Source organism: Mesorhizobium australicum WSM2073 (genome assembly GCF_000230995.2).
Taxonomy (GTDB): domain Bacteria; phylum Pseudomonadota; class Alphaproteobacteria; order Rhizobiales; family Rhizobiaceae; genus Mesorhizobium; species Mesorhizobium australicum.
On the sequence record NC_019973.1, the window covers coordinates 5,101,855 to 5,116,813 of the forward strand.

Consider the following 14,959-nt stretch of genomic DNA (forward strand, 5'->3'; position numbering starts at 1 on the left):
GCTCACGGCCGGCGATGGCCGCTCATCACGTTGCGGCAGCCGTAAGCTTCTCTATCTGATGCATGTAGCTCTCGACGACGATCGTTTCCGAAAACTGCCGTTCAACCTTTTTCCGGCTCTCGTTCCCCATCGCGTCCCTGGAGTGGCCGTCCATCGTCACGAAATCGATCATCCGTGCCGACAGGTCGCTGGCATCCCTGACCTTGCAAAGGAAACCGTTGACGGCATGGTCCACCACCTCCTTGCAACCGGGCACGTCCGTGGCGATCAGAGGTTTGCCCATCGCGGCCGCCTCGAGCAGTGAGCGTGGGGTACCCTCCCTGTAGGAAGGCAGGACGACACAATCGGCAGCGTCCAGGAAAGGGCGAACGTCGTCGGTGGCACCGAGATACTCGACCAAACCCTCGTCGACCCATTGCTCGATTTCGGCGCGGCTGACCGCGGTTCGGTTCTCGACATCGAGAAAGCCAAGGAGTTGGAAGCGCACCGCAGGCGCTTGGCGACGGACGAGGCGGGCAGCCTCGATGAACTCACCGACACCCTTGTCCCATAGCAGCCTAGCCACCAGCAGAAATACGATGGCACCGGACGGCGCGCGCTGGCGCGGCGACGGCGAGAAGCGCGCGAGATCGACGCCTGAGCCGGGCAGCAGCGCGGTCCGTTCCTTGCGCACGATGCGCGCGCCGACGAACAGCATCCGGTCGTCGTCGTTCTGAAAGAAGACCACCTTCGAACGGGCCAGCGCCAGGCGATAAAGGGCTTTGGCGATTCCCTGGAGAAGGCCGCCCTGGAGGAAGACAGTGCCGAGCCCTGAAACATTGTTTATGACCGGAATGCCATTCAGGTTTGCAGCCATCGAGCCGAACACGTTGGGCTTGATGGTGAAGCCTACGAACGCCAGCGGCTTCTCGCGGCGCAGGATAAGCCAGTAGCGCCACAGAAGCGCAAGGTCGCGAACAGGCGAGGTGCCGGAATTGTCGATTTCGATGTCGACGTGGCGGCAACCCATCCCTGGGATCAAGGATGAATACTCGTCCCTCGGCGCGACGACGACGACATCATAGCCGCGCCGCCGCAACGCCTCGATCAGGCCCTTGCGGAAATTGACCACGTTCCAGGACGTGTTGATCGAGATGACAATCTTCCTTCCCACCTCGGACCCCACTCCCCGCCCCTCCGGATGTCCTTCAGCTCATCGACGCGCGCGTCCGCACGGTTCCAGTCCCAAAAGTCTCGAACAACCGCAAGATCACGTCATCATCGGCAACTGAAGAAATGCGCATGAAACATGCATCCCTTGCAAGCCGCAGGTCCTCGGGCCCGGCAATAAGCCCGGCAACCGCGCGAGCGATGTCTTGCGGGTCGTCTGGGTCAAAGTCGAACCCGGACCCCGGAGGGAGGTAATGCCTCGTGCCGCTGTCGCGCGACATCAATACGGCACATCCCGCCCAGGCGGCCTCGACGGGAGATACCGCGGCAGGTTCCGTACGCGAGGGCAATATCAAGAGATCATGGCTGGCATAGATCGAGATCATCCTGTCATGAGCTATGTTGTTTTGAAACCGAAGTCTGTCCGCCAGTCCAAGCGCTTGGGCCTCTTGCCGCAAGGCCTCACAAAAAGCCGCGTCGGAATGTGTCGCCTCCTCGCCGCACAATGTTATGGAGAATGGTGTGGACGCCGAGATCACCGCCAGTGCCCTCAGAAGCAAACTGTGCCCCTTTCGCTCCCGGTATTTTGCCACCATCAGGATTCGGGGCGGCGAATGCAACGGCCTGCCTCGCAGCGCTCCGATCCGGATCGGCTCGAAGGGATTTCCGAATGGCAGGGGCATGGCGCCTCCCGCACCGACGGAGCCAGGATTCGACGGGAGCCGTGACGTGAAGTGCGCAATCCCGAGTTGCCGAAAGACAGCTCTGCGGATCCATGTGCCGCTCCATGCCTGAGGCCTGACATCCTCCTGATCGTAGATAACCAGCTTGCGGCCTTGCAAAATCGCACACAACGCGGCGACCCTGCAGAACCATCGCGTCACGCCGCGCACGATCACCACATCGGGATTCTCGACCCGAAGATGTCTCCAGTAGGAAACAAGACCGGGAAAGGAAAAGGGCGAGTTTGGGATATCGCTCGGACCCATGTGCATAACTCTTCGTGACAGCGCCGATGGTGCCACTACATTGGGAGAAACAAGTGTGTAATTCTCCGTTGCCCCTGTTTCGACGACGTCGATTGCAACGTGATGCCCGGCCGAGGTCAGTATGCGCACCCAAGGCACAACATTGGTGTGGTATCTTGGTAGGCAAAACAAGTATCTCAAACTGTCAGACCTGGGATATTTTCCGTGATTCGGATCTGCTTTTTCAGCAATAATTGCGAAACCACCATCATTGCCGTGTAGACCAGCGCCGATGCGATCAGACCGGCCCAGGCGATACCCGGAATTCCGATCCACCCCGACAGGACGAACGAAAGCGGCAGGTAGACGATGAATGCCGACGCCATGATCTTGAGAAGCGGTTTTGTTCCGGCCAGAACCTGGATCAAAGGATTGAAATGCATTCCGGCCAGGCCGAGACACTCGGCCGCGAACAAGATAGCGAAAAGCAGCGAGGCATCGGCATAGGCCGAACCGGCGGCCAGAACCACGATGAATTTTTGCAGCACGACACCGCCCGCCGCCATGCCCGCGGCGACACATGCCGAGACCATCGTGATGCGGGCGTTCAGCCTGTTTAGGCGGGACGGAGATTCTTCGTTGGACAGTCTCGCGAGTTCGGGAAAGATCACCTGGTTCAAGGGCCCAGTCAGCCGGGACATCATCGTCGCCAGACGCGACGCCACGGAATAGGCGCCGGCGGCAACATCTCCTAAAAGACCGGCGACAAGGAACAAGGCTACATGTCGTCTAGCACTCACCAGGGTCGACAGCACACTGGTCCCGGTGGCCATGACAAGGAATGTCCAAAAGAAACGCCGCCTGGAACGGGAACGAAGCGGATTGAATAGTTTGATGTTCTCGCGTCGGGCATAGACAAGCAGCCGGACGAACAGCGCCAGATTGTAGAGCGCACCGATCGCCGCCAACACAGCCACATAGGCGATCAGAGGCGCTTCGATGGCCCAAAGGACGAGCGAGGCAACAACCACGGCAGCCCCCTGGGCGAGTTGATTGCCGGCAATGACGTCGTACCGCCCATTCAGGCGAAGCACGCCTTTGGGGGTGCCCGCGAGGCTGGCCAGCAAGGTGAGACTATAGATCAGCGCCAGAAGCCGATCCTGGTGGGATACGCCGATCGACTCCCCAAACAGCAGGACCCCACCAACCGCCACCGCAGTGGCGACAACGGCCGCCGAAACGTCGAGCGCGATCCCGCATGAAGCTGCCCGGCCAAGGCGCGAGCGGGACCTGGCGGACAGCCTGATGACAGGCTGCCAACTCTCAAACGTAGCGAGGCCGGAGATGAACGTGACATAGGCCTGGATTACGGCGAGGGTGCCAAAATCTCCGGGGCCGAGCGAGCGTGCATTGAGCGCCAACGCGATGACGGAACACAAAGCCGCCACTCCACTTGAGGATGTGGTCATGGTGACGTCCCGAGCGACCCTGCGCGCGCGTATCCATCCAGAAGGTTTGGCTATCGCCGTCATGTCCTCAGCCATGGTCCCGGCGCAGGCCCCGCACTCCCGCTTCCATCGCAGGCGCTTGCGGGAAGCACTTTCGATGGACATACACCAGCCCGAATATGAAAAGCGACACAAGGATGACCCGCTTGGCGGAGATGAACGCGCCAAGCAGTTCCTTGCGCTGGATGTAGAATGTGAGGTGGATGATCGCCACGATCAGACCAGACTTGAGCGTCGCGCTGCGCACGTTGCGGATTATTGCTTCGATGGCGACACAGACCAGGGAAAGAATAATGACGAGCAGCGGAAATCCGGCGTATCCGAAATTTGCATAGAACTCCGCCCAGATATTTGCCGCCACACCGCCACTGTAGCCCGGAAAAAGCAGCGGCTGGACCTGCTCGTTGTAAGTACAGCCATCCTTGCCGAAGACCGCATCCGAAAATGGAATGAAAGAAAGCGGCACCAACCAGAGATTGGAACAAGGCAAGGTGTAGTTATATTTTACGACAAGGTCCAAATGAGCCAATGTCACGAACTGCTCCAACCCGACAAGGGTGGAATCTGACAAATGGTCGAACTTTATTTTTTGGCCGACAAGCTCGAAATTCCCCGCCTTCACCGCGGAGTAGACCGACTTGTACACTGCCAGAAAAAATAATGCTGAAAGCCCGCCAATGACATACCGTTTTCTTATCATCATCAACGGAACATTCCTGTATCTTACATACAGTAAAGATAGGATAGTTATCGCAGCTGAGGATCTATGCCCAATATAGAGCGTTAAAATTAGTCCTAGCCAGCTCAGGGCCATAACAAGCTTGGATTTCCTCCATCCAGACAGAGCCCCAAAGACCACGCCGATGATACAAGCATTGTAAAATATATACTGAAACCGACCAGTTGACGATAAAACATCCGCCTTAGACGCGGAGAAAAGTGCCGGGTTCGCAATCGAAATTCCGCCGAAAATAATGATCATCGCGATTATTATCAACGACTCTCCTTGGCTATCTCCCTCAATTTCGAAACTCTGGCGTCTCGGAACGAAGCCAACCATCGCTGCGGCGATGCAAACCATGGAAACGGCGATGGCATACCCCGTGCCCAAATCATATGTAAAATCATACTTCCTTCCGCCAACGTCAACGTACTGAAAGCCGCCGGCAAGAAATGGAACAAAATAAAGTAGGCTCGATATAAGCAAAAGCATTTGCGGCGTAAGCGCAAAGGGTGAAACCAGGTAATCTCTTCTGACGTCCCGCGCCTTCACCCTATTGCCTAGCTCCCAATATCCTCACGCCCGGCGGCTCACAAATCCGGCTGGTGTCTGCGGCCCTCCGAATGCCATCCGAGTGCGGTACGGCGGGCGACATGTCGTGCGGAACGGGCCTGCCGACACCTAGACCTCGGCCATGATTACATGGGCCTGAATTTTGGCGGCGACTTCACCGCTGCCGTGTCGGTCTGCGATGGCGGATGCCGCGTAATCGGTTGCAGCTTCCAGTTTTCCAGCTTCCCTGGCCTCGATTTCGGTGCGAAGAACAGTGCCTTGACAGTAGGCAACGGCCGGAAGGCGTGGCGAGGATGCGCGGCTCTGTTCGGCTCTCGTCTCGATCACCACTCGAGAAAAGCCTGCATCCTCTAGGTCGCGACGGATCAGCACCTTGTCGTGATAGCCGTGCGGCGTGCGTGCCAGGAAGCGCGGGGGATCGTCGGGAAAGATCCGTGCCAGAGCGTTGGTCACGTCATCGGCGAACACATTCTCCTCGATGCGATCCCATACATTGAACAAAAACCGTCCGCCGGGCTTCAGGACCCGCCTGGCTTCGCGATAAGCAGACGTGCGGTTCGGAAAGAACATCGCACCGAACTGACAACAGACAAGATCGAAGGCCGCATCTTCAAATGGCAGCGCCATCGCATCCGCTTGGCGCCACTCGATGCGGCTATCAGGAGTTTGTCGCGAAGCAGCGTAGTCGAGCATCGGCTGGTTTAGGTCGGTCACGACATAGCTTGCGTCGGGCGACAGTCTTGGCGCCAATGCGCGGGTGACGACCCCGGTGCCCGCGGCGATTTCCAGGACCGCGCCGGGCGATAGGGCCGCTGCTCGCCGCGCGATATCCGCAGCGAACGGCTCAAAGATCAAAGGCACCATGTAGCGGTCGTAGTTTTCCGGAATTGAGCCCGCGAACAGCTTGTCGGTTTCCAACATGACAATCCCCACCGTCTGCCTGATGACTCGCGAGCTTAACATATAATTGTCTGTTCCTGGTCGTTTCCGTGCGCTAGCCCTTGGCAGACAATCTTTCCCATAGCGCGCTGTATGCCCTTGCCATCCGCTCAACTGAAAAATCGGACGCGACGCGGTTGCGGCATGCCTGCTGTCTTGTCTCCCAGGATGGCGAGTCACGGTTTTCCAGAGCCATGTTTGTAATGGCGCGAGAAAGCGCGTCGGGATCCTGGCTCGGAACAACACATCCGGTGTTGCCGACAATCATGCCGATATCGCCGACATCCGTCGCTACGCAAGGCGTACCGCACGCCATGGCTTCGGCGACAACGTTAGGGAATGCCTCGCGCCTCGAGGCAAGGACATGGATGTCGAACGCACTCATGAGAGCGGCAACACCGTCGCTCGGACCAAGCAGCATCACCTTGTCGCGAACGCCGTAACGGTCCAGCAGTCCGGCAAGGTCGGTATTTTCAGGAGAGATTCCGGGGCCGGCGAGAATACATTTGAAAGGGAACTCGGCGCGCGCCGACAGCTTGGCCAAGGCAGCGGCGAGATTCCTGTGATCCTTGTCGGGATGCCAGCGGGCGACGCTTCCGATGACGAATTGGCCTTCCTCTATCGACCAGGCCCGGCGCAGCCGACTGCGCGCCCTCTCATCCGGCTCGAAGACAGCCAGATCATAACCGTTCGGAATTATCGTCCAGTTCGAAGCCGAGTAACCCGCGCTGATATGGCGCCGTGATGCCTGTTGCGAACAGCTCACGATCTGGGTCGGGACCACCCGGGATATCAGCGCGCAGGCCCGGTCCGCCGTCCGCGTGGCCAAGGGGGCGACAAGCGGATCCAGACCGGAATTGTGCATTCCCCAAACCACCAGCCGGATACCCGCAAGCCGAGACAGGACGCCTCCAACCAGATTTGCGTGGTACATCCAGCACTGGACGATATCAGGCGGATGGGCTGACAAGACACGCCGAAATGCCGCCAGCCCGCCGAGGCTTAGCCTTCCCTTCGGCATCGACAGACAGGTCAGGGGCACCCCCGCCTCCCGAAGCAGCGGGCCATATTTTCCTTCGTCAGAAAGCGAGACCACGGCGTGCGAATGAGTGTGCTCGGCCATGCAGAGACGGAACAAAGCCGCCTCAGCACCGCCATTGTGCAGCCCGGTGATGACATGCAGGACTTTAATCCGGGATCTCCTTTCGGGTGGCGCTCGCCAGGCCCATACCCATCGCGAGCAGATACGCGTCAGCCACTTTTTCGACACTGAAATCCTGGGCCCGACGTCTGACGTCGGGCGGGCTGACGTCATCGAGGCCGGCCAATATCGCGGCCGCGAAGGCTTGCACGTCGCCCACCGCGACAAGCCGCCCCCATTTGCCGTCCTCCAGGATTTCCGCTGGGCCGCTTTCGCAATTCGTGCTCACCACCCTGGCTCCGCAGGCCATGGCTTCGATAATCGTATTGGGAAAGCCCTCCCTTCGCGACGAATGGAGAAACAGCGCGGCGCGGTGCATCCACGGATACGGATTTTTCGAAAAGCCGACCAGGGCGACCGAGGAACGCAACTCGAGTTCATCGATCATCGTCTGCAGCGACGCGCGCAGCGGCCCTTCCCCAACAATCGCCAGTTTGACGGGTCGTTTCCTTACGACTTGTGAAAAGCTGCTAATCAGAGTGGCATGGTCTTTTGCGAAATCAAGGCGACCGACGGCGACCAGCAGGGACCTGCCGTCCTCGTCCGCGAACGGATGATCGATGGGCGCGCTGGCCTGTGCCTGAATGTGTTCTATATCCAACGGGTTGTGGATCACTTCGACAGAATTCGGGTCGAGCCCGATGCGCCTGATCAGATCGTCCGCAACGCCATGTGAGACGGCTATTATCCTGTCGGCATAACCGTATGTCATTCGCATGAGGAACGGCAGAAATCTCTCACGGATCAGTTTCGTATCCGCAAGGGTCCTGGACAGGTTGCTTCTCTCGGATATGACCGTACGCACCCCTTGCCGTGACAGGAAGGACGACACTATTGCCAGGATGTTCGCGTGAGGCAGCGCCGCCAGCATCACCCGCGGCTGCTCCGCCTTGACGTAGCGAATAAGGCCGGACAGGGAAAACAGCATGCGAGACGTCTGCAGATCCACTATCCTTATCGTGTCAGGAACCAGGGGAAGATATTCACCTATCGCACATCCAAGTACGAGATCCGTCACCAGCCCACGCCGATCGAATTCCCGGGCCAGGGTAAGCATCGCGCGCTCGGTGCCACCTGCCCGCAGCGAGGGGATGAAGACGGCGATCCGGGCATCCGGACCGCCCGGCGACTTTCTATCTTTCCTCGTTCGCTTCATCCGGTTCGAAGCCCGGTCGCCGCCATACCGCCTCGTTCGGCTCTAGCTCTCCCGTTGGAAAGCAGGCGCAACCGGAAACGGGCCAGGACCGGCGGAGAATATCTTCGACGGATCACTGTTTTCGCCGAAAGACATAGGCATAGGTCTCCGCCGCATCCTTGCCGAGCAAGAGAGCGGTGATGCCAAGCCAGAGGCGCCAGGCGAGGAAAGCCGGCACGAAGGAATAGAAGTATGAACTTCTCCAGAACAGGCGCCGCTGGACAAGCTCCAGCCCATTTTGCGCCGCGATCCTTTCCACTTCGCTTGGCAGGCATTTGTCATAGAAAGCCGGAAATCCGTCATGACCCCTGCCTTTGTCGGGATAGATGGCAAACAGCAGCCGCCGCTTGATCCTCTCTGGCAAAATCAGGTTCAACCTGGCGAAAACGGCATTGCGTGACGGCGAGAAAATGGCAACCAAACCGCCCGGCTTGACGCAACTGGCGATGCCGCGAAGCGCGGCCTCTCCGTCGCGAACATGTTCCAGGGTCGCCTGGCATATGACCAGATCAGCGTCCTGCCTTCCCTTGAACACGGTAAGGTCCGCCTCGATCTGCTCGTCATAGAGTCCATCGGGGGCCTTGGACAGTTCCTCGGCAGCGAGATCAAGCCCGACCACGACGAGCCCGAGGCACCGCTTCTGCGGCAGGCTGACGAGCGGTCTTGCGCCTCCACCCAGATCGTAGACCAATGTGTCCGGAGACAGCAGCGCCGGCGCGATTTCGGTCGCAAACGTGCTATTGCCGTCCGCGCGAAGGCGTGGCGGCAAAGCCCTGTCAAGATATTCAGAGACCGCCACGTTCGCGCGTACAAACCCCCTCAGCAACGACACTGCCTCCTTATCGGTTCGCGCTATCCCCGCCCAAAATAATCCTGGTACCACTCGACGAACCGCCCCACCCCCTCGGTGACGGAGGTGCGGGGGCGATAGCCGACCGCCGCCTGCAGCGCCGAAGTGTCGGCGAAAGTGTCGGGCACGTCGCCGGCCTGCAGCGGCAGCAGCTCGATCACCGCCTTGCGGCCGAGCGCGTTTTCCAGCGCCTCGACATAGGCGGTCAGCTTCACCGGATTGTTGTTGCCGATGTTGAAGATGCGCCAGGGCGCGCTGCTGGTCGCCGGATCCGGACGGCCGGAATCCCAGGCCGGGTTGGCCGCGGCGGGGCTGTCGCTGGCACGGATCACGCCCTCGGCAATGTCCTCGACATAAGTGAAGTCGCGCGTGTGGTTGCCGTTGTTGAACAGCTTGATCGGCTCACCGGCCAGGATGCTCCTGGTGAACAGGAACAGCGCCATGTCAGGGCGTCCCCAGGGGCCGTACACGGTGAAGAAGCGCAGCCCCGTGGTCGGCAGGCCAAACAGGTGGCTGTAGCTGTGCGCCATCAGTTCGTTGGCACGCTTGGTGGCGGCGTAGAACTGCAGCGGATGGTCGGCCGGCCGATGCTCGGAAAACGGCATGTCGGTGTTGGCGCCGTAGACGCTCGAGGTGCTGGCATAGGTCAGGTGCCCGACACGGCTGTCGCGGCAGGCCTCGAGCATGTTGGTGTAGGCGATAATGTTGCTCTCGACATAGGCGCGCGGATTTTCCAGGCTGTAGCGCACGCCGGCCTGGGCGGCGAGATGGATCACCCGGTCGAAGGCATGGTCGGCAAAGCAGCCGTCGACCACGCCCCTGTCGGCGAGATCGCCATGGATGAAATGATAGCCGGCATTGGTCTTGCGGCTCGCCTCGTCCAGGAGCCGCAGCCGCGCCTGCTTGATTTGCGGGTCGTAGTAATCGTTGATGCTGTCGATGCCGACAACCTCGTCACCGCGCTCCAGGAGCCGCCTGGCGACATGATAGCCTATGAAGCCGGCAGCGCCGGTGACCAATACCTTCATCAGAAGCGCCCGTCCGTAACGTCCCTAGGGAACAGCCCCTTGATGTCGTAGATTACACTGGGGTCCTTGCAAAGCGACTTCAGCCCCGCAACGCCCAAGCTGCGGAACTGCGCGTGTCCGACAGCGACGATGACGCCGTCATAGCGCGCGGCGGGCATCTCCTTCACGCTCGCCGTGCCGAAAGCGCGTGCGCATTCCTGCGCGTCGACCCAAGGGTCCCAGATATCGATGCCGGCATTGTACTGCCTCAGTTGCGCGACGACGTCGACGACCTTGGAATTCCTCAAGTCCGGACAGTTTTCCTTGAAGGCCGCACCCATGACCAGAATCCGGCTGCCAACGACAGGTATGCCCTTGCGCATCATCAGGCGGGCCGTCTGGTCCGCCGCATGCTGGCCCATGCCGTCATTGATGCGGCGCCCGGCAAGAATCACCTCGGGATGATAGCCGAGTTCCTGGGCCTTGTGGGTGAGATAATAAGGATCGACGCCGATGCAGTGCCCGCCGACGAGGCCCGGCGTGAAGCGCAGGAAATTCCATTTGGTGCCGGCCGCCTCCAGCACCTCCGACGTGTCGATGCCCAGCTTGCCGAAGATCAGCGACAGCTCGTTCATCAGGGCGATGTTCAAGTCGCGCTGCGTGTTCTCGATGACCTTGGCGGCCTCGGCCACGGCAATGCTGGAGGCACGATGCGTACCCGCCGGCACGATCGAGGCATAGAGCGCGTCGATGGCCTCCGCCGCCTCTGGCGTGGAACCGCTGGTGACCTTGACGATCGTCTGCAGCCGGTGCTCGCGATCGCCGGGGTTGATGCGCTCTGGACTGTAGCCGAGGAAGAAATCGCTGTTGTAACGCAGCCCGGAATGTTTCTCGATCAGCGGTGCGCAGACTTCCTGCGTGCAGCCGGGATAGACGGTGGATTCAAAGATCACCACCGCGCCCGGGGATATGACCTCGCCGACCGTCGTCGACGCCATGACGAGAGGCTTCAGGTCCGGCCTGTTGGCCCGGTCGATCGGCGTGGGCACGGTAACGATGAAAATTCCGCAGTCGTGCAGATCGGCTTTCTCGCTGGTGAACTTCAGCCCTCTGGCGGCGGCGATTTCCTCCTCGCTGGCTTCTAACGTATGGTCCTCGCCGCGCTTCAGTGCCTCCACGCGCGACGGGTTGATGTCGAAGCCGATCACATCCCTGGTCGCCCCGAAGGCCACAGCCAGCGGCAGACCGACATAGCCAAGTCCGATGACAGCTATTTTCCTTGAGGCGAGATCCATTGCTCCCTGCACGTGCGATCGGATTCAGGCCCTGATTTGGCTATCGCGCACCAAAACCGGTGAACATCGTTTTTATGGTCCTGAGAACGATCAGTACGTCCAACCAAGGTGAGAAGTTCTTTATGTAGTAAAAATCATAGTGCAATTTTTCCATGACATCGCCGACCGCCGCGACATGGCCCTGATTTACTTGTGCCCACCCGCTCACGCCCGGCCTGACGATGTGCCGGTACCGGTAGAACGGCAATTCCGCCTCATACCATTGCGACAGCACGACAGCTTCCGGCCGTGGCCCGATCCAGCTCATCTCACCGCGCAGGATGTTGATGGCCTGCGGCAGCTCGTCGATCCTGAACTTGCGCAGGAAGCTCCCGACCCGCGTGATGCGATCGTCACCCCGTTTGGTGATCGCCTTGTCCTTGTCGCTGCCGGAGCCGGTCTGCTGCCTCATCGAACGAAATTTGTAGACGGTGCAGATCCTGCCCCGGTAGCCCATGCGGGGTTGGCGAAACAGCACGGGGCCTTCTGAGTCCAGCCGGATCGATAGGGCGACCAGCAGCAGAACGGGACAAAGAACCACGACAAGGACAAGCGCGGAGGTCCAGTCGATGGCCTGCTTGATCTTGAGATAAGCCTGGTTCGGATTGAGCGAGCCGAGCGTGTTCTCCGACAGATGTTCGATCTCGACACGACCGGTCAACGATTCGCTGACCTGCTTGACGTGATAGACGGGCGTGCCCGACAGCGCCCGGTCGGCGATGTAGCGCTCCCATTCGGCGCCGAGGTCCGCACGCAAATCGACAACCACGCCGTTAACTCTTTCGATAACGGTGCCGGGCGACTTGAGCCAGAACCAGTGCACGCCCGGCAGGGCCCTGAGGCGCTCGACATTGCCGCCGGGAATGACGGCCAGCCGGTACGGCTCAAGACGCCGGGTCATGAGGCTCAGGCCGAAATACCAGAGCGTGGACTGCGTGAAGCTGGCGGCGGCCTGAAACCGGCTATACTCGAAGCGGAAAAAGAAAATCGTCAAGAAAACAACACCGTAGGACAGGACGAATGTCGGCAGGATATAGCTGGCCGCGGCCACGCCCGGAAAATTGCCAATGCGGCGATAGGCAAGAAAGCCGGTAACATGCGCAATGATGGCAGCCGCGACCGTTATCTGCAGATTGGCCGAATAGATCGCGTCCGGATAGGATGCTATCCGGATCAGTGCTGGCGCGATGATCGCGAATGTCAGTCCGCCGATGAGTTGAAAACGAATTCTGAACAGGAAGTGCCGGCTTCCGACAATCGTTGATGTTGCGACATTCAACTTCTTCCCCTTCCCCCGAAAGGTGCCCGTGTCGGCAATCGCCACTACACTTGACAGGCCGTTCCTTCGCAAAGCGAACCGGACCCCTCACCATTGGCGATTCGACTCAGTCGAAGATCAAGAGCTACGCCAGTGCGACCTCACCAGCAAGCATCTATTTAGCGGGAATAGTTGGCAGAAGTTCTGATCGGCAGCATTGCTGCATTGCAATTTAAAAGCCGCGGCTAATGTCCCGGCTTATTCTCCAATCCTTGAGAAACCTGCCGAACCCTCAGCCGATATATAGAGCTGATGTCTTTGGTGCCGACCAAGCGCCCATGCCAAATCGGCCAACCGCCTGGCCAGATCGCCATCGATGGCCGGTCCGGGCCCGATGCAGCCAAGCGAAATCAAAAAGCCGTCCGGATTCAACCGTTTGCCGATACAGGTTCGAACTCCGACTTTCGCCCGCTGCGCTTGTGGACGCTGGACAATTCCCCGGTTCGCTTCACAATGCGATCAAAAGCGCACCGTGAAAAAGCGTGATGGAGGAACCCGGTATGCTGGGACTGATGCAGGAATGGCCGCTGCTGTGCCACAAGCTGATCGACAACGCCGAGCGGCAGCATGGTGCGCGGGAGATCGTGTCGCGTTCGATCGAGGGGCCGATCGTGCGCACCACCTATGCCGACCTTCATCGTCGTTCCCTCAAGGTCGCCCAGCGCCTGGAGCGCGACGGTTTTGCCTTGGGCGACCGCATCGCCACCCTGGCCTGGAACACCGCCCGCCACATCGAGGCCTGGTACGGCATCATGGGCATCGGTGCTATCTACCACACCCTCAATCCGCGCCTGTTTCCCGAACAGATCGTCTGGATCATGAACCACGCCGAGGACAAGGCCGTCTTCGTCGACCTCACCTTCATCCCGTTGCTCGAGAAGATCGCGGGTGCCGTCAAATCGCTGAAGAAAGTGATCGTGCTCACCGACAAGGCGCACATGCCGCAAACGACCCTGCCCAACGCCGTCGCCTATGAGGAGTGGCTAGGAGAGGTCGACGGCGATTTCGCCTGGAGGAGCTTCGACGAAGGCACCGCCGCCGGCATGTGCTACACGTCGGGCACGACGGGCGATCCCAAGGGCGTCGTCTACAGTCATCGCTCGAACGTGCTGCACGCCATGATCGCGGCCATGCCCGACGCCATGGGCCTGTCGTCGCGCGACACGATTCTACCGGTGGTGCCGATGTTCCACGCCAATGCCTGGGGTCTTGGCCAGAGCGGCCCGATGATCGGCGCCAAGCTGGTCATGCCCGGCTGCAAGATGGATGGCGCCTCTATCTATGAATTGCTCGATCAGGAAAAGGTGACGTTCAGCGCCGCCGTGCCGACCGTGTGGATGATGCTGCTGCAATATCTGGAGGAGACTGGCAAGACGCTTCCCCATCTCGGCAAGGTCGTGATCGGCGGCTCGTCGTGCCCGCGCGCGATCATGACGAAATTCCAGGACGATTACGGTGTCCAGGTCATCCATGCCTGGGGCATGACCGAAATGTCGCCGCTCGGCACGCTGTGCACCTTGAAGCCGGACTATGCCGGCCTCGAAGGCGAGGCTCGGCTCGACGTCCAGAGCAAGCAGGGTTACCCGCCTTTCGGCGTCGAAATGAAGGTGACCGACGACGAGAACAATCCGCAGCCTTGGGACGGCAAAACGTTCGGCCGGCTGAAGGTGCGCGGCCCGGCCGTCGCCCGCGCCTATTATGGCGGTGCGGGCGCGGAGCAGTTCGACGTGGACGGCTGGTTCGACACTGGAGACGTCGCCCATATCGATGCCGGCGGCTACATGCAGATCACCGACCGTGCCAAGGACGTCATCAAGTCCGGCGGCGAATGGATTTCGACCATCGACCTGGAGAATCTGGCCGTTGGCCATCCCGATGTGGCGGAAGCCGCGGCCATCGGCGTCAAGCATTCGAAATGGGGCGAGCGGCCCCTGCTGGTCGTCGTTGCCAAGCCGGGCAAGGAACCGACCAAGGCCGGGATTCTCGATTTCATGGATGGCAAGGTGGCCAAATGGTGGATGCCGGACGACGTCGCTTTCGTCGGCGAGATACCGCACACCGCCACAGGCAAGATCCAGAAGATCACCTTGCGTCAGCAGTTCAGGGACTATCGCTTGCCGACGGATTGAGAGGATGTTGCGTGTTTCCGCAAAAAGGCACTAAACCTCCATCCGGGTTGGGGCAGCGCAGAGAATA

The 14,959-nt window shown here is 60.0% G+C and carries 12 protein-coding genes; 1 reads left to right on the forward strand and 11 read right to left on the reverse strand.

Annotated elements, in window-relative coordinates; translation table 11 throughout:
* Positions 1–25: 25 nt before the first annotated feature.
* The 11 genes from MESAU_RS24615 to MESAU_RS24665 all read right to left on the reverse strand — a co-directional run bounded on the left by MESAU_RS24615 (position 26) and on the right by MESAU_RS24665 (position 12,724).
* Positions 26–1,153 carry a glycosyltransferase family 4 protein gene (locus MESAU_RS24615; RefSeq protein WP_140717757.1) on the reverse strand — a complete coding sequence of 376 codons (1,128 nt, stop codon included), beginning with the start codon at positions 1,151–1,153 and terminating at the stop codon, positions 26–28.
* 34 nt (positions 1,154–1,187) lie between these two features.
* Entirely contained in the window at positions 1,188–2,138 is a 951-nt protein-coding gene (locus MESAU_RS31320; RefSeq protein WP_157163668.1) for a glycosyltransferase family 4 protein, read from the reverse strand.
* Between the two features lie 176 nt (positions 2,139–2,314).
* The gene (locus MESAU_RS24625) at positions 2,315–3,730 is read right to left on the reverse strand and encodes a lipopolysaccharide biosynthesis protein (protein WP_083883086.1); all 1,416 of its coding nucleotides are present in this window, start codon (positions 3,728–3,730) and stop codon (positions 2,315–2,317) included.
* Positions 3,654–4,898 carry a hypothetical protein gene (locus MESAU_RS24630; RefSeq protein WP_157163669.1) on the reverse strand — a complete coding sequence of 415 codons (1,245 nt, stop codon included), beginning with the start codon at positions 4,896–4,898 and terminating at the stop codon, positions 3,654–3,656. The genes MESAU_RS24625 and MESAU_RS24630 overlap by 77 nt, the downstream gene beginning before the upstream one ends.
* A 129-nt stretch (positions 4,899–5,027) precedes the next feature.
* Positions 5,028–5,840 (reverse strand): class I SAM-dependent methyltransferase, encoded by an 813-nt coding sequence (locus MESAU_RS24635; RefSeq protein WP_041163501.1) that lies wholly within the window; start codon positions 5,838–5,840, stop codon positions 5,028–5,030.
* Positions 5,841–5,913: 73 nt separating this feature from the next.
* Complete coding sequence (locus MESAU_RS24640) at positions 5,914–7,128, reverse strand: glycosyltransferase (RefSeq protein WP_280739563.1); 1,215 nt, start codon at positions 7,126–7,128, stop codon at positions 5,914–5,916.
* A complete protein-coding gene (locus MESAU_RS24645) occupies positions 7,046–8,215 on the reverse strand; it encodes a glycosyltransferase (RefSeq protein WP_015318739.1) in 1,170 nt (389 codons plus the stop codon). Before MESAU_RS24645 ends, MESAU_RS24640 begins: the two co-directional genes overlap by 83 nt.
* Positions 8,216–8,327: 112 nt before the next feature.
* Positions 8,328–9,023: a class I SAM-dependent methyltransferase gene (locus tag MESAU_RS24650; protein ID WP_041163502.1), complete on the reverse strand. Its 696-nt coding sequence runs from the start codon at positions 9,021–9,023 to the stop codon at positions 8,328–8,330.
* An 83-nt stretch (positions 9,024–9,106) separates the two neighbouring features.
* A complete protein-coding gene (locus tag MESAU_RS24655) occupies positions 9,107–10,132 on the reverse strand; it encodes an NAD-dependent epimerase (RefSeq protein ID WP_015318741.1) in 1,026 nt (341 codons plus the stop codon).
* Positions 10,132–11,406 (reverse strand): nucleotide sugar dehydrogenase, encoded by a 1,275-nt coding sequence (locus MESAU_RS24660; RefSeq protein ID WP_015318742.1) that lies wholly within the window; start codon positions 11,404–11,406, stop codon positions 10,132–10,134. Before MESAU_RS24660 ends, MESAU_RS24655 begins: the two co-directional genes overlap by 1 nt.
* 40 nt (positions 11,407–11,446) lie before the next feature.
* Positions 11,447–12,724 carry a sugar transferase gene (locus tag MESAU_RS24665; RefSeq protein ID WP_157163670.1) on the reverse strand — a complete coding sequence of 426 codons (1,278 nt, stop codon included), beginning with the start codon at positions 12,722–12,724 and terminating at the stop codon, positions 11,447–11,449.
* A gap of 539 nt (positions 12,725–13,263) precedes the next feature.
* Here MESAU_RS24665 and MESAU_RS24670 point away from each other — a divergent pair.
* On the forward strand, positions 13,264–14,892 hold the full coding sequence (locus MESAU_RS24670; protein ID WP_015318744.1) for a fatty-acid--CoA ligase: 1,629 nt from the start codon (positions 13,264–13,266) through the stop codon (positions 14,890–14,892).
* Positions 14,893–14,959 lie beyond the last annotated feature (67 nt).

Coding starts and splice junctions, on each gene's coding strand:
- MESAU_RS24645 (WP_015318739.1), bottom strand. CDS start 8,215: ATGAAGCGAACGAGGAAAGATAGAAAGTCGCCGGGCGGTCCGGATGCC.
- MESAU_RS31320 (WP_157163668.1), bottom strand. CDS start 2,138: ATGGGTCCGAGCGATATCCCAAACTCGCCCTTTTCCTTTCCCGGTCTT.
- MESAU_RS24635 (WP_041163501.1), bottom strand. CDS start 5,840: ATGTTGGAAACCGACAAGCTGTTCGCGGGCTCAATTCCGGAAAACTAC.
- MESAU_RS24655 (WP_015318741.1), bottom strand. CDS start 10,132: ATGAAGGTATTGGTCACCGGCGCTGCCGGCTTCATAGGCTATCATGTC.
- MESAU_RS24660 (WP_015318742.1), bottom strand. CDS start 11,406: ATGGATCTCGCCTCAAGGAAAATAGCTGTCATCGGACTTGGCTATGTC.
- MESAU_RS24670 (WP_015318744.1), top strand. CDS start 13,264: ATGCTGGGACTGATGCAGGAATGGCCGCTGCTGTGCCACAAGCTGATC.
- MESAU_RS24625 (WP_083883086.1), bottom strand. CDS start 3,730: ATGTCCATCGAAAGTGCTTCCCGCAAGCGCCTGCGATGGAAGCGGGAG.